General features: G+C 73.4%; 16 protein-coding genes. 1 reads left to right on the top strand and 15 read right to left on the bottom strand.

Translation table 11 applies throughout. The features are described from left to right. Positions 1-630: 630 nt before the first annotated feature. From ACZ4YL_RS12595 to ACZ4YL_RS12570, 6 genes are all read right to left on the bottom strand, one after another. The gene (locus ACZ4YL_RS12595; protein ID WP_468116027.1) at positions 631-951 is read right to left on the bottom strand and encodes a hypothetical protein; all 321 of its coding nucleotides are present in this window, start codon (positions 949-951) and stop codon (positions 631-633) included. A 574-nt stretch (positions 952-1,525) separates the two neighbouring features. After that, positions 1,526-2,461 (bottom strand): ABC transporter ATP-binding protein, encoded by a 936-nt coding sequence (locus ACZ4YL_RS12590; protein WP_468116281.1) that lies wholly within the window; start codon positions 2,459-2,461, stop codon positions 1,526-1,528. Positions 2,462-2,577: 116 nt separating this feature from the next. Further along, on the bottom strand, positions 2,578-3,639 hold the full coding sequence (locus ACZ4YL_RS12585) for an ABC transporter ATP-binding protein (protein WP_468116025.1): 1,062 nt from the start codon (positions 3,637-3,639) through the stop codon (positions 2,578-2,580). After that, positions 3,640-4,626 carry an ABC transporter permease gene (locus ACZ4YL_RS12580; RefSeq protein ID WP_468116023.1) on the bottom strand — a complete coding sequence of 329 codons (987 nt, stop codon included), beginning with the start codon at positions 4,624-4,626 and terminating at the stop codon, positions 3,640-3,642. It abuts the gene before it with no gap. Next, a complete protein-coding gene (locus ACZ4YL_RS12575; protein ID WP_468116021.1) occupies positions 4,623-5,780 on the bottom strand; it encodes an ABC transporter permease in 1,158 nt (385 codons plus the stop codon). The genes ACZ4YL_RS12580 and ACZ4YL_RS12575 overlap by 4 nt, the downstream gene beginning before the upstream one ends. Before the next feature lie 23 nt (positions 5,781-5,803). After that, positions 5,804-7,549, bottom strand: a complete 1,746-nt coding sequence (locus ACZ4YL_RS12570) for an ABC transporter substrate-binding protein (RefSeq protein WP_468116019.1) — start codon at positions 7,547-7,549, stop codon at positions 5,804-5,806. Positions 7,550-7,852: 303 nt separating this feature from the next. On the opposite strand from ACZ4YL_RS12570, the gene ACZ4YL_RS12565 reads away from it, so the two are divergent. Next, positions 7,853-9,775, top strand: a complete 1,923-nt coding sequence (locus tag ACZ4YL_RS12565) for a bifunctional metallophosphatase/5'-nucleotidase (RefSeq protein WP_468116279.1) — start codon at positions 7,853-7,855, stop codon at positions 9,773-9,775. 24 nt (positions 9,776-9,799) lie between these two features. On the opposite strand, the gene ACZ4YL_RS12560 is transcribed toward ACZ4YL_RS12565, so the two are convergent. The 9 genes from ACZ4YL_RS12560 to ACZ4YL_RS12520 all read right to left on the bottom strand — a co-directional run bounded on the left by ACZ4YL_RS12560 (position 9,800) and on the right by ACZ4YL_RS12520 (position 20,251). Further along, the gene (locus tag ACZ4YL_RS12560) at positions 9,800-10,513 is read right to left on the bottom strand and encodes a GntR family transcriptional regulator (RefSeq protein ID WP_030719658.1); all 714 of its coding nucleotides are present in this window, start codon (positions 10,511-10,513) and stop codon (positions 9,800-9,802) included. Positions 10,514-10,583: 70 nt separating this feature from the next. Beyond that, positions 10,584-11,492, bottom strand: a complete 909-nt coding sequence (locus ACZ4YL_RS12555) for an ornithine cyclodeaminase family protein (RefSeq protein ID WP_468116277.1) — start codon at positions 11,490-11,492, stop codon at positions 10,584-10,586. Positions 11,493-11,521: 29 nt separating this feature from the next. Then, a complete protein-coding gene (locus ACZ4YL_RS12550) occupies positions 11,522-12,541 on the bottom strand; it encodes a proline racemase family protein (protein ID WP_468116017.1) in 1,020 nt (339 codons plus the stop codon). Further along, complete coding sequence (locus ACZ4YL_RS12545; RefSeq protein ID WP_468116015.1) at positions 12,538-13,542, bottom strand: proline racemase family protein; 1,005 nt, start codon at positions 13,540-13,542, stop codon at positions 12,538-12,540. The genes ACZ4YL_RS12550 and ACZ4YL_RS12545 overlap by 4 nt, the downstream gene beginning before the upstream one ends. A gap of 18 nt (positions 13,543-13,560) precedes the next feature. Beyond that, entirely contained in the window at positions 13,561-14,475 is a 915-nt protein-coding gene (locus ACZ4YL_RS12540) for a dihydrodipicolinate synthase family protein (protein ID WP_351154474.1), read from the bottom strand. A gap of 75 nt (positions 14,476-14,550) precedes the next feature. Next, positions 14,551-15,999 carry an FAD-dependent oxidoreductase gene (locus ACZ4YL_RS12535; RefSeq protein WP_468116013.1) on the bottom strand — a complete coding sequence of 483 codons (1,449 nt, stop codon included), beginning with the start codon at positions 15,997-15,999 and terminating at the stop codon, positions 14,551-14,553. A 250-nt stretch (positions 16,000-16,249) separates the two neighbouring features. Further along, entirely contained in the window at positions 16,250-16,561 is a 312-nt protein-coding gene (locus tag ACZ4YL_RS12530; protein WP_301365603.1) for a (2Fe-2S)-binding protein, read from the bottom strand. After that, positions 16,561-17,763, bottom strand: coding sequence for an NAD(P)/FAD-dependent oxidoreductase (locus tag ACZ4YL_RS12525; protein ID WP_468116011.1), 1,203 nt, complete (start codon positions 17,761-17,763; stop codon positions 16,561-16,563). Before ACZ4YL_RS12525 ends, ACZ4YL_RS12530 begins: the two co-directional genes overlap by 1 nt. A gap of 100 nt (positions 17,764-17,863) precedes the next feature. Continuing rightward, the gene (locus ACZ4YL_RS12520; protein WP_468116009.1) at positions 17,864-20,251 is read right to left on the bottom strand and encodes a collagenase; all 2,388 of its coding nucleotides are present in this window, start codon (positions 20,249-20,251) and stop codon (positions 17,864-17,866) included. Positions 20,252-20,419: the final 168 nt, after the last annotated feature.

Raw genomic sequence — 20,419 nt, 5'->3', positions numbered from 1 at the left:
CCGGCCGGTACGAGGCTCCCTTCGCCCTCGGCCTCATCCTCGCCGTCGCCCCCCGCACCCGGCCCTTCGGGCTAACCCCGCTCCACGCCCTCCGCCTCGCAGCTTCCCCTTCCGGCCGCACCACCGGTATCCGCTCCCCCTCGCCCCCCCTCGCCCCCCCTCGCCCCCCTCGCCCTCCGCGTCCACCCCCACCCCCACCTCGCCCCCTGCTTCCCCGGCCTCGACCGCGGTCGAGCAGTACTGGACAGCTGAGCGGATGGCCCAGGCCAAGCCGATCGACGCCGCCCGCGGCGCCGGGCCCAAAGCTCCGTCAGCACCCAACTCGCCAGCCGCTGCACCGCGGGACACACCCCACGCCGCGCACTTCGACGGCCTCCCGATGGTGGGGACGTTCTTCTTCGACGGCACACCGGTCGGTGGAAACGCCACCTACTGCACCGGCAGCGTCGTGCGGAGCAAGGGGAAGAGTCTGGTGCTCACCGCGGGGCACTGTGCGAACGGCCTGAACGCGGCGAAGCACCGTGTCTTCGTGCCCCAGTACCGGCCGCCGGTTGGGGAACCGGGGGCGCCGGCCAGGCAGGCGTGGGTCGAGGTGTGCACGAGTGACCGCCAGGCCCGACACCGGTCAGGTCAGAGCCACTCGGCCCAGCCGAAGGTCGCGATGTAGGCACGCTCGATCGCCTTCCAACCCCGCCCGCCGCGTCGGCGGACGACGGCGAGTGCCAGCGCGGACCAGACCGCGAACACGCCGCTGATGATCAACGGCCATTTCGGGCCCTCGAAGTACCCGACCGCACCGAGTGCCAAGGCCGTCAGCGCCAAGCCGAAGTGCGCCCCGCCGCGGCTGGTACGCAGTGCCTCCCGTATCACCCTCCGGTCCTCTGCAAGGACTCGCTCGTACGCGTTCGGTGCCGCATCCGCGTTGTGCTCCCGCTCCACGTCCTTCTCCACAAACCCCCCTTAACAGATCCAGCCCAACGCCGGACCGGCTCACACCCCCGCAGACGCAACACCCTTCACGACCGTTGCCCGGTGCAGCAGGGCACGCCTCAACACGACCTCGTACTGCCTGGTGACCCGTGTCTCCCCGTCTACACACCCGCCCAGCCCGGCTGGGCAGCGCACGGCGCCGGAGACGGTGAGTCCAAGCGCAGCGGGAAGCGCGGTCTGAATCGACTTTGTGATCCGGCTGACGGTTCGACGTTTCATCTGCGGGTCGGCGGACTGTCCGCACCGGACGTTCGCCGAGCCGTTCTCCCGGCCGGCCGCCCCGCACGCACGGTTCACCACGCGACTCAACCACGCCCTGGAGCGAGTGGGGCTCGCGCTGGCCGGTCGGGCCGGAGCTCGGCCGGCTGCCCGGCTGGGGTTCGGCGCGGGAAGAATGACCTTGCTACGCAGGGTCCCCTGCAATCGAACGACACCGTCACCGTCTGCGACGGCTCCCCGAGAAGGCCAGCACCGTACGGCGGTGCCCCGAAGACGCCTTCGGCTCCGGGGCACCGCCGCTTCCCATGGGTCCCCGTCAGTCACCAGGGAAGTGGCAGGCCACCTCGCGGGCGGCGGCGGGCCGCAGCGGCGGGCGGTCGGTGCGGCAGATCTGCTGCGCCTTGGGGCAGCGCGGGTGGAAGGTGCAGCCCGGGGGTGGAGCGGCCGGGCTCGGCGGGTCGCCGAGCAGCACGATCCGCTCCCGCCGCCGTTCCGCCGCCGGGTCGGGCAGCGGTACGGCGGACAGCAGCGCCCGGGTGTACGGGTGCTGCGGGTTCTCGTAGAGGGACTTCTTGTCCCCGATCTCGACGATCCTGCCGAGGTACATGACGGCGACCCGGTCGCTGACCCGTTTGACCACCGACAGGTCGTGCGCGATGAACACGTAGGCGAGGCCGAGCTCCGCGCGCAGCCGTTCCATCAGGTTGACGATCTGGGCCTGGACGGAGACGTCCAGCGCGGAGACCGGCTCGTCTGCGACGATCAGCCGGGGGCTGGTGGACAGCGAGCGGGCGATGCCGATGCGCTGGGCCTGGCCGCCGGAGAACTCGTGCGGGTAGCGGTCGATGTGCTCGGGGATCAGGCCGACGAGCTCCATCAGCTCGGCGGCGCGGCGCCGGGCGTCCCCCGCACTCCAGCCCTGCACCAGCAGCGGGTCCGAGATGATCCGGGCCACGGTCTGGCGGGGGTTGAGGGAGGAGTGCGGGTCCTGGAAGACCATCTGGATGTGCTTGCGCAGCGGCCGCATGGCGGACGGGGAGAGGCGGCTGATGTCCTTGCCCTCGAAGGCGACCCGGCCCGAGGTGGGCTCCAGCAGCCGCACCAGCATCCGGCCGGTGGTGGACTTCCCGCAGCCCGACTCCCCGACCAGGCCGAGGGTCTGGCCGGCTGCCAGGTCGAAGGAGACCCCGTCGACGGCGCGCACGGGCGCCCCCCGGCGCCCGGTCACGGATCGCCGGCCGGGGAAGGTCATGGTGAGGTCCTGTACCGACAGCAGTGGTGCGGCCGGGGCGGGCCCTGTGGCGGCCTCGGCCGCGGCCCGGGCCGCGCCCTGGACTGCGGCGTTCGCGGAAGGATCGGCTCCGACGGTCATCGGGACACCCCCGGGGCGGTCGAAGGGAATCCGGGCGCGGAGCCGCCCGGTGAGGTCGCGGCGGATCCCGCGAAATGGCAGGCGGCCAGCCGCCCCCGCGCACCGTACGGGGCGGGTTCGGGCCGCTCGCCCGCGCAGCGCGCCCTCCGGTCGTCCGGGCCGGCGGCGGCCACGGGGCAGCGTGGGGCGAAGGCGCAGCCGGGGGCGGGCGCGAGCAGGGAGGGCGGGGAGCCGGGGATGAAGGGCAGGGGGACGTCGTCGGCGGTGTCGAGGCGGGGCAGCGAGTCGAGCAGGCCCCGGGTGTAGGGGTGGGCGGGGTCCGCGAACAGCTCGTCCACCGGGGCCTGTTCGGCGGCCCGGCCGCCGTACATGACGAGCACCTCGTGGGCGACGCGGGCGACGACACCCAGATCGTGGGTGATCATGACGACCCCGAGTCCGCGTTCCTGCTGGAGCCGGGCGATCAGTTCCAGGATCTGCGCCTGCACGGTGACGTCCAGGGCGGTGGTCGGCTCGTCGGCGATCAGCAGATCGGGCTCGCAGGCCAGGGCCATGGCGATCATGGCGCGCTGGCGCATGCCGCCGGAGAACTGGTGCGGGTACTCCCCGGCCCGGCGGGCCGGTTCCGGGATGCCGACCTCGCCGAGCATGTCGACGGCGCGTTTGCGGGCGGCGGCCCGGCCGGCCTTGAAGTGCACGCGGAAGTGTTCGGCGATCTGCTCGCCGACCGTGTAGTAGGGGTGCAGGCTGGAGAGCGGGTCCTGGAAGATCATGGCCATCCGGCGGCCTCGGACCTTGGACAGTTCCCTTTCCGGCAGCCCGGTCAGCTCCCGTCCGGCGAGGGCGACGGATCCGCCGACCTCGACCGGGCCCCGGTGCAGGCCCATGACGGCGAGCGAGGTGACGGACTTGCCGGAGCCGGACTCGCCGACGATGCCGAGGGTGCGTCCGGCCTCGACGGTGAAGCCGATGGAGTCGACGGCCCGTACGGTCCCGCGCCCGGTGGTGAAGGTGACGTGCAGGTCGCGTACTTCGAGAAGCGGAGCGGCCGCGGCCATTCAGTACCTCACCCTCGGGTCGATGACGGCGTACAGGAGGTCGACGAGGAGGTTGGCGACGACGATGAAGAAGGCGGCGAGGAGGGTGACGCCGAGGACCACGGGCTGGTCGGAGTTGACCAGGGCGCCGTAGAACAGCCGCCCGATGCCGGGGAGTCCGAAGATGGACTCGGTGATGACGGCTCCGGCGAGCAGTCCGCCGAGGTCCATGCCGAAGATGGTGAGGATCGGGGTCATGCCGGAGCGCAGCCCGTGTTTGACGACGACCGTGCGCTCGGGCATGCCCTTGGCGCGGGCGGTGCGGATGTACGGCTCGGCCATCGCCTCGATCATCGAGCCGCGGCTCTGGCGCGCGTACATGGCGGCGTAGAGCAGGGCGAGTGCGATCCAGGGCAGGGCCAGGTTCGAGGCCCAGGCGAGCGGGTTGTCGGTGAAGGCCTGGTAGGTGGGGTAGGGCAGGAGGCCGGCGACGCGGATGACGCCGTAGATGAGCATCACGGAGGTGAAGTACACGGGCAGGGAGGCGGCGGCGACCGCGCCGACCATCAGGACCTTGTCGGTGGCGGTGTCCTTGCGCAGGGCGGCGGTGACCCCGGCGCCGAGGCCGAGGAGCAGCCACAGCACGGCGGCGCCGACGGCGAGGGAGGCGGAGACCGGGAGCCGGTCCATCAGCAGGTCCCACACGGGCAGCGAGTTCTCGTAGCTGTAGCCGAGGCAGGGGAAGTCGCACGCGACGGCGTATTGGCCGGTGCCCAGGGTGCGGCCGGTGAAGATGCCGGTGAGGAAGTCGGTGAACTGCCGCCACAGGGGCTGGTCGAGGCCCAGGTACGTGCGTACGTCGGCCAGGCGTTCGGCGCTGCAGGTCTTGCCGCAGGCGGCCGCGGCCGGGTCGGCGGGCAGGACGTAGAAGATGAGGAAGGTGACGGCGGCGATGGCGAGGAGCACGCCGGCGAGGGCGAGCAGCCGGCGGCCGAGGTAGAGGATCAACTGCGGCCGCCCCTCGGGTCGAGGATGTCGCGCAGGGCGTCGCCGAGCAGGGTGAAGGCGAGCACGGCGAGGAAGAGGAAGACGCTGGGGATGACGAAGTACATGGGGTCGGTCTCGTAGTAGGCCACGGACTCGGCGATCATCTGGCCCCAGGAGGGGGTGGGCGGGCGGACGCCGACGCCGAGGTAGCTGAGGGCGGCTTCGGTGCTGATCATTCCGGGGATCAGCAGGGTGGTGTAGGCGATGACCGGGCCCGAGACGCCCGGGAGGATGTCGCGGGTCAGGATCCGCCAGGGGCCGGAGCCGCCGACGCGGGCGGCGTCGACGTACTCGCGGTGTTTGAGGGAGAGGGTCTGGCCGCGGACCACGCGGGCGACGCCGGGCCAGCCGAAGACCCCGATGACGGTGGTCATCAAGGCGATCCGGTTGACGTCCTTGGCCACGGACAGCATCGCGATCATGAAGATCAGCGAGGGGAAGGACATGGTCAGGTCCATCAGCCGGGACAGGATCGTGTCGGTGCGGCCGCCGAAGTAGCCGGCGGCGATCCCGGCGGCGGTGCCGGCGACCACCACGATGGCGGTGGCGGCGAAGGCGATCAGGAGGGAGACCTGCGCGCCGTTGATCACGCGGGCGAACAGATCGCGGCCGGTGACGGGTTCGACTCCGAGCCAGTGCTCGGGGCTGATCCCGCCGAGGCTGCCGAGGGGCTGTCCCCCGAGGTAGGGGTCGATGGCGGTCTTGTCGAACTCGTTCGGGGACCAGCCGCCGAGGGCGCCCAGCCAGGGGGCGGTCACGGCCATGAGGACGAAGAGGAGGACGACGCAGAGGCTGACGCGGACGGCGGGGCGGCGGCGCAGTTCCTGCCGGGCGAGCTGCCAGGGGCTGCTGCCGGGCGCTGCCGCGGGCAGGACCGTGGCGGCATCGGGGGCCGGGGCTGTGCCGGGGGCCGGGACTGTGCCGGAGGCCGGGGCGCTGCCGGAGGCCGGGACTGTGCCCGAGGCCGGGGCGCTGCCGGAAGCCGGGGCCGTGCCGGAGGCCGGGACTGTGCCGGGGGCCGGGGCGCTGCCGGGGGCGCGGGCGGCACCCGGGGCCGGGGGGCCGTCGGGGCCCAGGGGTGCCCGGTCGTCCGGGACCGGTGCGGTGGTGGTCATGGCTGCGGGGATCCTTCGGGCCCTCAGCCCTGGCTCTTCGAGGGGTCCTTGAGGCCGACGGTCCCGTAGTCGATGGTGCCGGTCCACACCGGGTGGCCGAAGGCACCCGCGATGTTGGTGCCGACGAGGAGCGGCTTGCGCTCCAGGAGGAGCGGAACGTTCGGGGACTTGGCCATCAGGGCGGCGTCGAGGTCGATCCAGGCCTGGTTGGCCTGCTTGGCGTCGGCCATGGCGTTGATCTCGTCGATCCGCTTCATGACCTCCTCGTCGCGGAACTGGCTGTAGTTGCCCTGGTTGCCCTTCTCCTTGATGGTGCGTCCGTCGAAGACGAACGGGATCCAGGTGGAGCCGGAGGGGTAGTCGGGGCACCAGCCGGTGAGGGTCATGTCGGGGGTGGTGGAGAGGTCGCCGATGACGTCGTAGTAGGCGCCTGGGTCGACGGTGTCGATGACGACCTCGACGCCGGCGCGGGACAGGCCCTGCTGGATGGCCTCCGCCTTGCCCTTGTCGCCGGTGGAGACGGCGAGCGAGACCTTCAGGGTCTCCTTGCCGGCGGCCTTGAGGAGTTCCTTGGCCTTGGCGGGGTCGCCGGCCGGGGCGATCTTCAGGACGTCGGCCTGCTTGCCGCCGGAGAGGGCCGGGGGCAGGTAGGCGGTGGCGATCTCGTTGAGGGCCGGGCCGCCGCCCGCGGTGATGACGGCCTCCTTGTCCACGGCGTACTGCATGGCCTCGCGGACCTTCGGGTCGTTGAAGGGGGCGCGGGAGTTGTTCAGGTGGAGCATCTCCGTGCAGCCCTGGGACTCGGCGAGCAGCCGGGCCTTGATCTCCGGCTTGGGCAGCACCTTGGGGGCGCTCTCGGGGCGCATGTCGGCGTACTGGACGGTGGAGGCGTCGGCGCCCTCGCCGGCGATGATCCGGTCGTCGATCTGGCCCCCCTTGAGGCCCATGACCACCACGAAGCGGTCCGGGTAGGCCTTGCGGACGGTGTCGGTGCCCGGGTCCCAGTGCTCGTTGCGGACCAGGACCAGCTTCTTGTCGCGGTCGTACGACTCGATCTTGTACGGGCCGGAGGAGAACGGGCGGGCGTCGTACTGGGTGCCCTTCTCCTGGGACTGGGGCACGGGGGCGAACGTCGGCAGGGTGGCGGTCGCGGAGAACTCGGCGACCGGGCGCTTCAGTTCGAAGACGATCGTGCGGTCGTCCGGCGTCTTGACGGAGTCCAGGTGCTGCCCCTGGAGCGGGCCCTTGTAGCCCTCGGTCCCGGCCAGGTACTGGGCGGCGTAGTCGGGGCCGCCGGTGAGGTCGGGGCTGAAGGAGCGCTCGACGTTGTACTTGACGTCCTGAGCCCTGACCGGCGTGCCGTCCTCGTACTTCACGCCCTCCTTGAGGGTGAAGGTCCAGGTGCGGCCGCCGTCGGAGGGGGTGCCGAGGTCGGTGGCGAGGTCGGGGACCAGCTCGCTGCCGGCCTTGCCGGGCTCGGCCTTGAAGGTGACGAGCGTGCGGTAGAGCAGCCGGGTGCCGAAGTCCATGGTCGGCATGGTCCAGTTGCGGGCGGGGTCCAGGTGCGCGAAGTCCTGGTTGGACAGGACGGTGAGGGTGCCGCCCTTGGCCGGGGTCCCGCCGAGGATCTTGCCGTCGTTGGCGGCGGCGGGGTTCACCCCGGAGGCGGCGCCGTCCTTGCCCTTCTTGGTGTCGGAGCAGCCCGAGGCGCCGAGTGCGAGAGCTGCCACCAGGGCGGTGGCGAGGGCGAGTTGGGTGCGCTTGGTCATGGTCACTCCAGTGAAGGGCCGCGCTCTAGGATGTGACCGGTAACATAGTAATGTGAAATTGCACTGACAAGGGGTTGGTGCCGCCGTTATCCAGCCGTGTCCAAAACGGCCGGGCGGCGCGTCGGCGCGACAGCCGGCCGGGTGGGCGGGAACATGCCGGGTGTGATCACGCAGGCCAAGGCCACGCAGCCGAGCAGGAGTTCACGGCGCCGGGAGCCAGGACCGCCGGCACAGGGGCGGCGGGAGCATGAACGGCGCGAACCCGGGCCGCGCGAACCGGGGCGGCGGGACTTCCTCACCGCGATGGGGGCCGTGGCGGCGACCTTCGCGCTCGGGGTCCCCGCACGGGCCACCGCCGATGCGCGGGACGCCGCCACCGCCGCCGAGTACGTCGACGTCCAGCTCCTCAACGTCACCGACCTGCACGGCTATCTGCAGGGCGCACCCGGCAGCAACTCCGTCATCGCCGGCAACGGCGGCCGCAGCTACACCGTCGGCGGCGTCGCGTACATGGCCGCGCACCTCGAACGGCTCCGCGACGGGCACCCCAACTCCCTCTTCTTCACCCCCGGAGACGCCTTCTCCGGCTGGGAGTTCGACGCCGCGGCCTTCGCCGACGAGCCGACGATCGAGGCCCTCAACCGCATGGGGCTCGACTTCGCGACGGCCGGCAACCACGAGTTCGACAAATCTCCCGCCATGCTCCAGCGCCACATGGAGCAGGGCATCCCGTTCCCGGTGGAGGGCCGCGACACCTCCTTCACCGACTCCTCCGGCCTGCGCTTCCACGGCGCCGACTTCCGCTACTACAGCGCCAACCTCGTCCGGGGCCAGGACGGGCGGACGGTCCTGCCCGCCTACAACATCGAGCGGGTACCCACCGCCGACGGCCGGGAGCTGCCCATCGGGTTCATCCACCTCACCGCCGTGGGCAGCGAACGCTTCCCCGGCTCCTACCAGCCGGGCCTCGCCACCCTCGACGAGGTCGCCACCGCCGACCGCTACGCGGCCCTGCTCAAGAGCCAGGGCGTGAACGCGATCGTGCTCAGCCTGCACGACGGGGCGGTGGCGGGAGCCGACTTCAACAGCGGCGCCGACCCCTCGGGGCCGGCCCTCGACCTCGCGCTGCGGGTCTCCCCGGACATCGACGCGATCGTCACCGGGCACTGGCACACCCGGTTCAACATGATGGTCCCCGACCCGGACGGCGTCCCCCGCCCGTTCGTCGAGGCCGGCTGCTACGGCCAGGTCATCAACGAGATCAACCTGCGGCTCGACCCGCTCACCGGCCGGGTGGTCCGGGAACTGACCGTGTCGACCAACCACCCCAACACCCGCGACGTCGCCCCTCATCCGGAGCTGCAGGAGGTCGTCACCTACTGGGCGGGGCAGGCGGCCGCGCGCGACCGGACCGCGGTCGGGCGGCAGAGCGGCTCGTTCCTGCGCGCCCGGAACACGGCGGGCGAGAGCACCATGGGCAACCTGGCCGCCGACTGGGCGCTCTGGGCGGGCGGCAGGCCCACCGATCCCGAGAACGACGCCAACATCCACCCCAACGTCCCGGCCCAGCTCGCCGTGGTCGCCGTGGCGCCCCGGGTCGGCCAGGCGGTCATCTCCGGGGACCTCGTCCTGGACCCGGCCTCGGGCGGCACCGTCACCTTCGGCAGCGCCTGGCGGGCCATCGGGTTCGGCGATCCGATCGTCAGCGCGTGGGTGACCGGGCAGCGCATCCACGACGCGCTGGAGGAGCAGTGGACGACGACGGAGAGCGGCGAACTGCGCTTCGCTCCCCTCGCCGTCTCCCGCAACGTCCGCTACAGCTTCGACGCACGGGGTCCGGTCGGGGACCGGGTGCATCCCGCGGAGGTCTTCATCGACGGCGTCCCGCTGGACCCCGGCCGCAGTTACCGGCTCGCGGCCCCCTCGTACACGCTCCTCGCGAGTGACGGTTATCCGGCCCTCTCCGAGTTCCAGGAGCCCTACCGGCACCAGCGGGACTTCGAGAGCTTCGTGGCGTACGTGCGGGAGACGGCGGTGCTGACCCCGCAGCCCAGGGGGCGGGTCACGGCGGCGAACGCGAGCAGCGCGGCGGCCGCCGTGGGCGCCGTGGTGGACCCGCCGGTGCTGCTCCTGCCCGACGGCACGCCGGTGCCGCGCCCGGAGGCGGCGATCATCTCGGCGGACCGGCCGCTGCCGGCCCGCGGCGGCGGCCGCCCGCCCTGCTGATCCGCCGCCTGCTGCCGGGGGGGGTTACTGGAGGCCGGAGCCGAGGCCTCCGGGGACGCGGCCGACCGGTTCGTCACGGCCCTGGGCCCACAGGGAGCGGACGTGGCCGAGGTGGCGGAGCATGCACTCCTGCGCCGCCTCGGCGTCGCCGCTCAGCATCAGATCGAGCAGCTCGATGTGCTCCTCCGCCGAGGAGACCAGCTTGCCGGCCTCGTCCAGGCCGGTCAGGCCGTAGAGCCGGGACCGCTTGCGCAGGTCGCCGACCGTCTCCACCAGCCGGTCGTTGCCCGCGAGGGCCAGCAGGGAGAGGTGGAAGCGGCGGTCGGCCTCCAGATAGCCGATGAGGTTGTGCTCGCGCGCGCTGGTGACGATCTCCTCGGCGACGGGACGCAGCGCCTCCAGCTGCTCGGCCGTGGCGATCTTCGTGATCCGCCCGATGGTCGGTACCTCGATCATCGTCCGCAGCTCGGTGAACTGGTCCAGGTCGCGCTCGCTGACCTCGGTGATCCGGAAGCCCTTGTTGCGGACCGGCTCGACCAGTCCTTCCCGGGCCAGGTCGAGCATGGCCTCGCGGACGGGTGTGGCCGAGACGCCCAGTTCGGCTGCGAGGCCCGGTGCGGAGTAGACGCTGCCGGGGCGCAGCTCACCCGCTATCAGCGCGGCTCGGAGGGCGTGGCCGACCTGGTCGCGGAGGCGCTCCTGGGCCTTGATGAGACTGTGCTGCTTCAGGTCACCCATTGCTTTTCCTCCGAGACCCCCGACACCACCGACGAGGAGGGCAACAGCGTACAATGTCACGTTGCGCTGCTCACACTCCGGCGGCCTCGAACAGCGCGACCGCCACAGCCAGATCCTCCCAGGCCATGCCCACACTCTTGAAGAGCTGTGGACAACTCCGCGGCCCGGCCGCCGGCATCCGCCCGCCCACCAGGTCGGCGAGGGTGCCGGTGATATGACCGGGCCCGATGGCCCCCTCGGCCTCCGGGACGAGGAGGTCCCCCGCCTCGCGCAGGGCCGCCGCCCGGGACTCCACGTACACCGCCGCCCGTCGCACAAGGGCGGTGTCCGTCTCCCGGGCCGTCGGCTCGTGCGAGCCGACCGCGACGACGGTGGCGCCCGGCCCGACGAGGCGCCCGTCGAAGAGCGGCTCCCGGGCCGTGGTGCAGCAGATCACCAGATCGGCGTCGGCCACCTCCTCCGGGGTGCCGGTCCGGGCGGCCGGGCCCAGGGTGCGGGCGTACGCGGCGAGCCGCTCCGCGCCCCCGGGGTCCCGGGCCACCACCACGACCTCGGCCAACTCCCGTACGGCCAGGGCCGCCTCCAGATGTCCGTACGCCTGCGGCCCCGAGCCGAAGAGCACCAGGCGCAGCGGCCGCCCGGCAGGCGCCAGGTGGCGCAGCGCGAGGGCGGAGACCGCCGGGGTGCGCAGGGTGGTCAGCGCCGCGCCGTCGAGCAGGGCCAGCGGGCGCAGGGTGGGCCCGTCCAGGAGGAGGTAGGAGCCCGTGATCCGGGGCAGTCCGCGGGCCGGATTCCCGGGCGCGACCCCGGCGATCTTCACCCCGGTGTACGAGCCGGACGCGGCCGGCATCAGCAGCAGTTCGCCCCCGCCGGGCACCTCGATCGCGGAACGCGGCGGGCAGCTCTCCGGGTCGAGGCCGCCGAGCAGGGCGGCGGCCACGGCGTCGGCGGCCGCCGCCGGGGTGAGCAGGGCGGCCATCCGCCCGGCGGCGAGCTGGGGGATGCCCGTCACAGGAGGAATCCGGTACCGAGCGCGTCGTGCGGGTCCACCACGAAGGCGTGTTCGCCGGTGCGGTGGGCGGTGCCGGTGACCTCGGTGACCCCGCCGTCCAGCATCCGCCCGGTGAACACCGTGCCCGTGACCGACTCGTGCAGCAGGTCCTCCCCCGGGCCGAGCCGCCCGTCCTCGGCGAGCAGCGCGAGCCGCGCCGAGGTCCCGGAGCCGCAGGGCGACCGGTCGATCTGCCCGTCGGCGAAGACGGTGACGTTGCGCTGGTGCGGCCCGGAGGGGGTGTCGGGCAGCTCCTCGTGGAGGATCACCCCGTAGACCCCGGAGAGCAGCGGGCCGTCCGGGTGCCAGGTGGCGGGGTGGGCGGCCAGCGCCGCCCGGATCTCCTGTCCGGCCCGGACCAGGGCGGGCAGCGCCGCCCGGGAGACGTCCAGGCCGAGGTCGCGCGCGCGGACGGTGGCGTAACAGGCCCCGGCGTGCGCGATGTCCGCCTCGGCCAGCCCGAACGAGGTGGCGACGGGGACCTTGCGGGCCCCGACCCGGGCCGGGACGTTGCGGAAGGTGACCCCGGTGGTGCGGCCCCCGCCGCGGTGGACGGTGGCGGTGACCCGCCCGGACGGTACGTCGATGCGCACCGGGGCGTCCCCGTCGTCCGGGGCGGCGACCCGGCCGGTGTCCACGGCCCAGACCCCGAGGGCCATGGCGCCGTGGCCGCAGGCGGTGGAGTAGCCGTCCTTGTGCCAGAACAGCACACCGAAGTGGGCCCCGTCGTCGTCGGCCGGGACCACGAACCCGCCGTACATCCCGGCGTGCCCGCGCGGCTCCTGCACGAGCAGGCGCCGTACGTCGTCCAGCGCGCCCCGGCGCGGGGCGGTCCCGGAGCCTCCCGGGCCGATGACGGTGGCGCAGCGCTCGGCGACGGTGTCCCCGGGGACCGGAGGCATCCCTTCCAGGGCGCAGTCGGCGATCCGGAAGGGCTCGCCGGCGGTGTGGTAGTCCACCGTGCGGACGGTGATCACAGCAAAAACCCTCCGGGGAAGGGGTCGGTCGGGTCGAGGAAGTACTGGGCGGTGCCGGTGATCCAGGCCCGGCCGGTGACGGTCGGGACCACGGCCGGGAGGCCGCCGACAGTGGTCTCCCCGACCAGCCGGCCGGTGAACTCGGTGCCGATGAAGGACTCGTTGACGAAGTCCGTGCCGAGCTCCAGCAGGCCGCGGGCGTGCAGCTGGGCCATCCGCGCGCTGGTCCCCGTACCGCAGGGCGAGCGGTCGAACCAGCCGGGGTGGATGGCCATGGCGTGCCGGGAGCGGTGGGCGTCGGAGCCGGGGGCGGCGAGGTAGACGTGCTTGACGCCGGCGATGGAGGGGTTCTCGGGGTGGACGGGCCGGTCCGGGCCGGCGTTGATCGCGTCCATCACCGCGAGCCCGGCGGCGATCAGGTCGTCGCCGCGGGCGCGGTCGAAGGGCAGGCCGAGGGCGTCGAGTTCGACGAAGGCGTAGAAGTTGCCGCCGTAGGCCAGGTCGTAGGTGAGGGTGCCGAAGCCGGGGACCTCGGCCTTGAGGTCGAGGCCGACGCTGAAGGAGGGCACGTTGGTGAGGGTGACGGCGGTGGCCGCCCCGTCCTCGACCCGGACGTCGACGCTCACCAGCCCGGCCGGGGTGTCGAGCCGGACGGTGGTGACCGGCTCGACGACCGGAACCATGCCGGTCTCGACGAGGACGGTGGCGACCCCGATGGTGCCGTGCCCGCACATGGGGAGCAGGCCCGACACCTCGATGTAGAGGACGCCGTAGTCGGCGTCCGGGCGGGTCGGGGGCTGCAGGATGGCGCCGCTCATCGCGGAGTGTCCGCGCGGCTCGTACATGAGCAGGGTCCGGACGTGGTCCATGTGTTCGATGAAGTGGAGCCGCTTCTCGGCCATGGTGGCGCCGGGGATCACCCCGACTCCCCCGGTGATGACCCGGGTCGGCATGCCCTCGGTGTGCGAGTCCACCGCGTGGTAGACGTGGCGCGTACGCATGTGCGGTCCCCCGGACGACTAGTTGAGGCCCTCGGCGAGGGCCTTCTCGGTGGCGGCGCGGACGGCGGCCTCGGTCTCGCCGGTGAGCGGGAAGCGCGGCGGGCGGGTGGCGCCGCCGGGGCGCCCGGCCAGGTCCATGGAGAGCTTGATGGCCTGGACGAACTCGGTCTTGGAGTCCCAGCGCAGCAGCGAGTGCAGGGACTTGTAGAGCGGCAGGGCGGTGTCGAGGTCCCCGGCGACGGCGGCCCGGTAGAGCTGGGCGCAGGAGCGCGGCAGGGCGTTGGGGTAGCCGGCGATCCAGCCGACGGCGCCCGCGAGGGCGAGTTCGAGGAGGACGTCGTCGGCGCCGATGAGCAGGTCGAGGCCGGGGGCGAGCTCGGCGATCTCGTAGGCGCGGCGCACGTCGCCGCTGAACTCCTTGACGGCGACGATGGAGCCGTCGGCGTACAGCCGGGCGAGCAGGTCCGGGGTCAGGTCCACCTTGGTGTCGATGGGGTTGTTGTACGCGACGACGGGCAGCCCGGCGCGGGCGACCTCGGCGTAGTGGGCGCGTACGGCGTCCTCGTCGGCCCGGAAGGCGTTGGGGGGCAGCAGGAGTACGGAGCCGGCCCCGGCCTCGGCGGCCTGGTCGGCCCAGCGGCGGGCCTCGGCGCTGCCGTAGGCGGCGACGCCGGGCATCACGCGGGCGCCGTCGCCAGCCGCTTCGACGGCGGTCCGCACGACGCGCGCCCGCTCCTCGTCGGTGAGGGTCTGGTACTCCCCGAGGGAGCCGTTGGGGACCACGCCGTCGCAGCCGTTGGCGATCAGCCAGGCCACGTGCTCGGCGTACGCGTCGTGGTCGACGGTGAGGTCCTCGCGCAGCGGGAGCGCGGTGGCGACCATGATTCCGTGCCAGGGGCGGGTGCGGGGCGCGGGGGTGTGCGCGTGGGTCATGTGAGAGCTCCCTAGAGTGATGTGTGACATTTTACTAGCGGGTGCGGTGTGGCCACAAGGGCCCCTGCGCGCCGATCAGTGCCCGGCGGGCGGAAGTTCGGCGAGGTGGCGCAGCGGAACCGGACAGGACAGCGGCCGCCGGTCGGGCGCGGGCTCCTCCCCGGCCAGGGCCGCGACGGCCGGGCCGCACATCCGGCCCTGGCACCAGCCCATACCGGCCCGGGTGAGGAGTTTGACCGTACGGGCGTCCCGCGCGCCGAGATCGCCCGCGGCCTCGCGGATCCGTCCGGCCGGCACCTCCTCGCAGCGGCAGACGACGGTGTCGTCGCGGAGCCAGCCGGTCCACCCCTCGCCGGGGCGGTGGGCGGCGGCCATCGCGTCGGCGAAGGCGCGCAGCCGGGCGCGGCGGCGGGTGAGGCGGGCTCCGGGCGGCGTACCCGCGATGGAGTGTGCGGCCAGTTCGCCCTCGGTCATGGCCAGTTGGGCCCCGCCGATACCGCCGGTCTCGCCCGCCGACCAGATGCCGGGGACGGAGGTCCGCTGCTCGGCGTCGAGGACGAGGGCGACGGCGCCGTCCGGGCCGGGGCGGGTCGCGCAGCCGAGGCCGGTGGCCAGCTCCAGCTGGGGCACCAGTCCGTGGCCGACGGCCAGGGCGTCGCAGGGGATCCGGCGGGCGGTGCCGGGCAGCGGTCGCCAGGTGCGGTCGAGCCGGGCCACGGTGACGGCCTCGACCCGGTCGGTGCCGTGCGCCTCGGTGACGGCGTGCCGGGTGAGGAGCCGGACGTGGTGGCGGGCCAGCGCCCCGCCGTGGACGGCGGCCTCGACGAGCTTGCCGGGGTTGCGCAGCAGCGCGGGGGCCTGGCCCGCGTACGCGGTGTAGGCGGCGGCCTCCACCACGGCGGGCACGGCCGCTCCGGCGGCGGCGAGCGACCCGGCCACGGCCAGCAGCAGCGGCCCGCTCCCGGCGACGACCACCCGCTTGCCCGGCAGGACCAGCCCGCTCTTGAGCATGGCCTGCGCCCCGCCGGCCCCGACCACTCCCGGCAGGGTCCAGCCGGGGAAGGGCAGTTGCCGCTCGTAGGCGCCGGTGGCGATGAGCACGGCCCGGGCGGTGACGGCGGTTGCCCGCTCCTCGGGGGCGTGACCTGCGACGGCGTGCAGGATCCACTCCGTGGCGGGCGCGGCAGGCCCGCCACGCGCCTTGGCCGCCTCGGCCGCCCCGCCCGGGACGACCGCCCACACGTGGTGGAGCGGGAGGTACGTGATCCGGCCGGCCGACTCGTGGGCGCGCAGGGCGGCTTCGCGGGTCGCGAACTCCGCCCAGCCGTGGTGGAGCGCCTCGGGGCGGGCCGCGCCCAGGCCCGGGGCGGGGTGGCGGTAGAACTGCCCGCCGGGGCGGTCGCCCGCGTCGAGGAGCGTGACCCGCAGCCCGAGGCGGGCGGCGGTGACTGCGGCGGCCAGTCCGGCCGGACCGGCCCCGACGATCGCGAGATCGGCGACGCGGGCCGGCCCGGACGCGGGCACGGCGGCAGGCACCGGCACGGCGCCGGACGCGTGCCCGGCGGGCGACGCCGCCGCCGGCCCGGCCGCGGGCCGGGAAGCAGGCCCGGAAGCGGCACCGGACGTCGGCGCGGGAGCGGCAACGGCATCCGCAGACCCGGCGGGCGACTTCGGCGCGGGGGCCGCAACAGGGCCCGGCGCGGGCGCGGCTGCAGGCGCGGCGACGGGATCCGCCAGACCCGTGGGATCCGCGCGGCCCGCGCGACCGGCGGGCTCAGACGGCGAGGTCGGCATGGCCGGTTCCCTCCTGGGTGGTGACGGTGTCCCCCGGCCGGGCCGGGACCAGGCAGGCGCGCTGGTTGGAGCGGCCGTTGACGGTGACGAGGCAGTCGTAGCAACTGCCGATCCCGCAGAACGCGCCGCGCGGGGCGCCGCCCTCCCGGGTGGTCCGCCAGGCGAGGATGCCCGCGCCCCAGAGCACGGCGGCGATGCTCTGGCCGGGCAGGGCGGGCAGTTCCCGGCCGTCGAAGGTGATCTCGTGCGCGGCTGCCGGGCTGCCGCCGACGAGCGAGCGGGGGCTGCGCATCAGTGCTGCTCCTCGGGGGTGTCGGTGGCGGCCGGGTCCGCGGCGAAGCGGTCCGGGCGGAACGGGTGTGCGGGGAGCGGCGGTTCGGCCCCCGTCAGGGCGGCGGCGATCAGCGCTCCGGTGGCGGGCGCCAGGCCGATGCCCGCGCCCTCGTGGCCGCAGGCGTGCAGCAGCCCGGGGCGCCGCGGGTCCGGGCCGATCGCCGGGAGGTGGTCGGGCAGGTAGGGGCGGAAGCCGTGGTAGGCGCGCATCACCCGGACGTCGGCCAGGACGGGGAAGAGCGCTGCGGCCTGGGCGGCCAGGCGGCGCAGGGCCTCCGTGGAGAGGGTGCGGTCGAAGCCGACCCGCTCCCGGGTGGCGCCGATGAGGACCGGGCCGGACGGGGTGCCCTCGACCACCGCCGAGGACTGCAGGGCGGCGGAGCCGCTGGCGACGTCCGCGATGTAGTCGGCGGCGTAGACCTTGTGCCGGACCACCCTCGGCAGGGGTTCGGTCACCAGGACGAAGCCGCGGCGCGGGAGGACGGGCAGGGTGACCCCGGCCAGCGAGGCGATGTGGCCGCCCCAGGTGCCGGCCGCGTTCACCACGGCCGGGGCCAGGAGTTCGCGGCGCCGCGTGCGCACCCCGCGTACGGCGCCCCGGTCCAGCAGGATCTCCGTCACCTCCTCGCCGAGGTACACCTCGGCGGCCGGGGCTCCGGCCGCACCCGGGGCGCGCGCCGCGGCCAGGAGCCGGGCCGCCGCCTGGGCGGGCTGGACCTGGGCGTCCTGCGGGTAGTGGAAGCCGCCCGCCAGGCCCGGGGCCAGGTGCGGCTCCAGGTCGTGCAGGGCGTCCGCCGCCACCTCGACCGCGTCGGCGCCGGCCGCGCGCTGGCCCTCCGCGAAGTGCCGCAGGGCCTTCACGGTCCGCTCGTCGGGGGCGACGACGAGCCCGCCCTTGGGCTCGTACTCGATGTCCGGCGGGAGGACCGCGGCGAGTTCGGTCCACAGGCGGGTGGACAGCAGGGCGAGGTCGAGTTCGGGTCCCGCCTCCTTGTCGGAGACGAGCAGGTTGCCTTCGCCGGCACCGGTGGTGCCGCCCGCCACGGGGCCCCGGTCGACCACGGCCACGGAGAGTCCGGCGCGGGCCGCGTAGTAGGCGCAGGCCGCCCCGACGACGCCGGCGCCGATGATCACGGCGTCCAGGGAGTGTCTCTTGAGCACGGCAGTAATATGTCACATTCTTTAGGGCCTGCCCAGATGCCCGGACCGGTCCCGCACCCCCCTCGGCTGCGGGACCGGTCCGGCGCCGGGCAGGTGCCGGTCAGCTGCGGAGGGGGCCCTCACAGCTGTAACTGGAGCTGCCCGCGACCTTGTTGGTCCAGATCTCCACCGGGCCGAAGGAACAGTTCATGTCGGCGAGGTTGTTGGAGGCCGCGCCCGCCCGGTCGAGGATGAAGTAGTCGACCGTCTCCGACATGTCCTTGAAGTTCTGGTCGTCGTTGCGCCAGCTCTTCAGGTTCGCGGTGATCCGCCCGGTACAGGTGAAGCGGCGCTTGCCCGGGTCGCCGTTCTCCACGCAGTCCGGCGTGTTGTACGTGGCCGTGGCGAAGGAGGACTTCACCGAGGCGAGCGCCGCGTCGCGCAGCCGGTCGTTCGGGGTGAAGGAGGTGTTCGGCACGTAGAGCTGGTCGACCTTGGCGATCTGCGCGTCCAGGAAGCGGTCGTAGTCGCGCTGGAGGTAGGTGTCCGCCCCCATGCGGTGGCGCCAGGCGTCGTACGCCGCCACGTCGTCGGCCCGCAGGTGGGTGTACATCTCGCGCAGCAACGTGGGCTTCTCGGTCCACAGGAATTCGAAGAAGGTGCCCGCGTAGCTGTAGAAGCGAAAGCCGTCGCCGTCGTAGGTGGCGTTCAGGAGCTGCTCGACGCTCATGCGCGGGCCGCCGCCGGCCGTGTCGCTGATGACGCTCTTGACGAGGGACTTGCGGACGGCGATGCCGTTGTCGCGGGTGGCGCCGTCGAAGAACTCGGCCGTGCCCTCGTCCATGGCGGTCGTCCGGTCGCTCTCGTACCAGGGGCCCTGGCCGAAGAAGCCGGGGACGGCGAAGCGGCCGTTGAGGTAGTGCGTGTACTCGTGGCGGAAGAGCTCCTCAAGGGTGAGGGAGGAGTCCTGCGGGACGCGGCGCTGGTAGGTGTAGAAGGTGGCGCCGTTCTCGATGTAGATGCCGCCGTTGTTGGTGCCGTAGCCGGTCAGGATCGGGTGGTAGTTCACGTAGTCGGCGCGGGAGGCGTAGAGCACGATGTTCAGCGTGGTGTTGGGGTCGCCGGCGAGCGGCTGGTCGGTGCCGAGCACGCGGTGGTACTGGGACTTCACCTGCTTGCTCGCGTAGTACAGCTGGTCGACGGTGGCCCGGTCCAGGGCGGTGCGGACCTTGATGGCGCCGTTGTCGTAGGTGTAGGTGTAGGGGAAGAGCTGCTTCTCGATGTCCTCCTTGCACACCCCGTACGGCTTGCAGGCCTCGAAGACGTTGAGCCAGGAGACGAGCTTGGCCCACGGCTCGCTGCCGTCGCCGAAGGCGGTCCGGACGGGCCCGAGCATCGCGCCGAGGTCGGCGACGACCCGGTCCCGCAGGCCCTCGACCTGACCGAAGCGGGCGTACTCGCTCAGCGCGTCGCGCACCACCCAGGCGTTGCCGGTGTCCTTGAGGTGCGTGTAGGTGGAGAAGGCCTTGAAGGCGTCGCGGTAGGAGGCGTCGGCGGCCACCGCGGAGTGGAAGGCGGCGTCCTGGTTGCCCGGGTAGACGCCCAGGTAGGAGACGGACAGGGCGGCGAGGGCGGCGCCGCCCCAGCCGGCGTCGAGGTGGGTGGCCGGGTGGGCCGGGTCCATGGTGGCCAGGACCTTCTTGATGAGGCCGAGCTGGTGCTGGCGCAGGCCGGGCGCGCTGCCGGCGTAGAGGGCCTCGCGCAGGGTGCGGGCGTTGGCGGGGGTCGCGTCGAAGGTGTGGGCGGCGGCGCCGAAGTCGGCGATGGCGCGGCGCATGGCGTCGACGGTGGGGGCGTCGGTGACGTCGATCTCGGTGCGCGAGTAGTCGTGGTAGGCGACCGCGTGCAGGTACGTGAACATCTCCTCCAGGTGCGAGGAGTTACGGCCGTCGTGGGCGGCGGCCAGGCCGGATATCCGGCGGGAGACGGCCTGGACGTGCGCGTCCGACATGACCGGGGCCAGGCGGGCGTCCCAGGTCCAGATGAGCCCGCGCAGACAGCCGTCGGCGAGGACGGCCTGGTCGCCGAGGAAGTCGGCGAACTGCTCCGGGGTGAGACCGGTGATCCCGTCGAGGGTGCAGGGGACGCCCGCGGCGACGCTCTTCGCGGTGGGGGCCGCCTTGACCGCCTTGCCGCGCTTCTGCAGGTCGTCGGCGGGCGCGGAGGCGGGCGTGGCCGCGCCGGGGACCTGCCCGGCGATGTTCTGCCCGCCGGGGGCCGGCGCCGGGGCCGGGGTGTTGTCCTTCGCGTCGGCCAGGCGGTCGACCTCGTCGAACGGGTTCCCCGTGGGGCCGGGGGCGGGGGCGGCGGGGGCGGCCTGTGCGCCGGTGAAGGTGGCCGGGGCCGTGAACCCGGCGGCCTGCGTGGTGGCCTGTCCCGCGGTGGCGAGGAGGGTCACGGCTACGGCGGAGGCGAGAAGGGAAGAGCGCACAGCTCTGTGCTTGAGCACCGAGAACTCCTGATTGGAGAGGTGAGGTGGGGGGTGGTGCGTGAACTGCCCTGCGTCACACGGCGTTTGACGGGGGTTAACGTGCCGCGATGTGAGCTGTAACATAGTAATGTGAAATTGCACTGACAAGACCTGTGCGCCCACCAGTTCGCATCTTTCTTGAGGGAG

The organism is Streptomyces sp. NPDC030021, assembly GCF_055574035.1.
This window is presented reverse-complemented; position numbering and strand designations above follow the sequence as displayed.

Coding starts and splice junctions, on each gene's coding strand:
- ACZ4YL_RS12585 (WP_468116025.1), bottom strand. CDS start 3,639: ATGGCCGCGGCCGCTCCGCTTCTCGAAGTACGCGACCTGCACGTCACC.
- ACZ4YL_RS12530 (WP_301365603.1), bottom strand. CDS start 16,561: ATGCGCAGCCCCCGCTCGCTCGTCGGCGGCAGCCCGGCAGCCGCGCAC.
- ACZ4YL_RS12540 (WP_351154474.1), bottom strand. CDS start 14,475: ATGACCCACGCGCACACCCCCGCGCCCCGCACCCGCCCCTGGCACGGA.
- ACZ4YL_RS12565 (WP_468116279.1), top strand. CDS start 7,853: ATGGGGGCCGTGGCGGCGACCTTCGCGCTCGGGGTCCCCGCACGGGCC.
- ACZ4YL_RS12570 (WP_468116019.1), bottom strand. CDS start 7,549: ATGACCAAGCGCACCCAACTCGCCCTCGCCACCGCCCTGGTGGCAGCT.
- ACZ4YL_RS12560 (WP_030719658.1), bottom strand. CDS start 10,513: ATGGGTGACCTGAAGCAGCACAGTCTCATCAAGGCCCAGGAGCGCCTC.
- ACZ4YL_RS12575 (WP_468116021.1), bottom strand. CDS start 5,780: ATGACCACCACCGCACCGGTCCCGGACGACCGGGCACCCCTGGGCCCC.
- ACZ4YL_RS12555 (WP_468116277.1), bottom strand. CDS start 11,492: ATGGCCGCCCTGCTCACCCCGGCGGCGGCCGCCGACGCCGTGGCCGCC.
- ACZ4YL_RS12545 (WP_468116015.1), bottom strand. CDS start 13,542: ATGCGTACGCGCCACGTCTACCACGCGGTGGACTCGCACACCGAGGGC.
- ACZ4YL_RS12590 (WP_468116281.1), bottom strand. CDS start 2,461: ATGACCTTCCCCGGCCGGCGATCCGTGACCGGGCGCCGGGGGGCGCCC.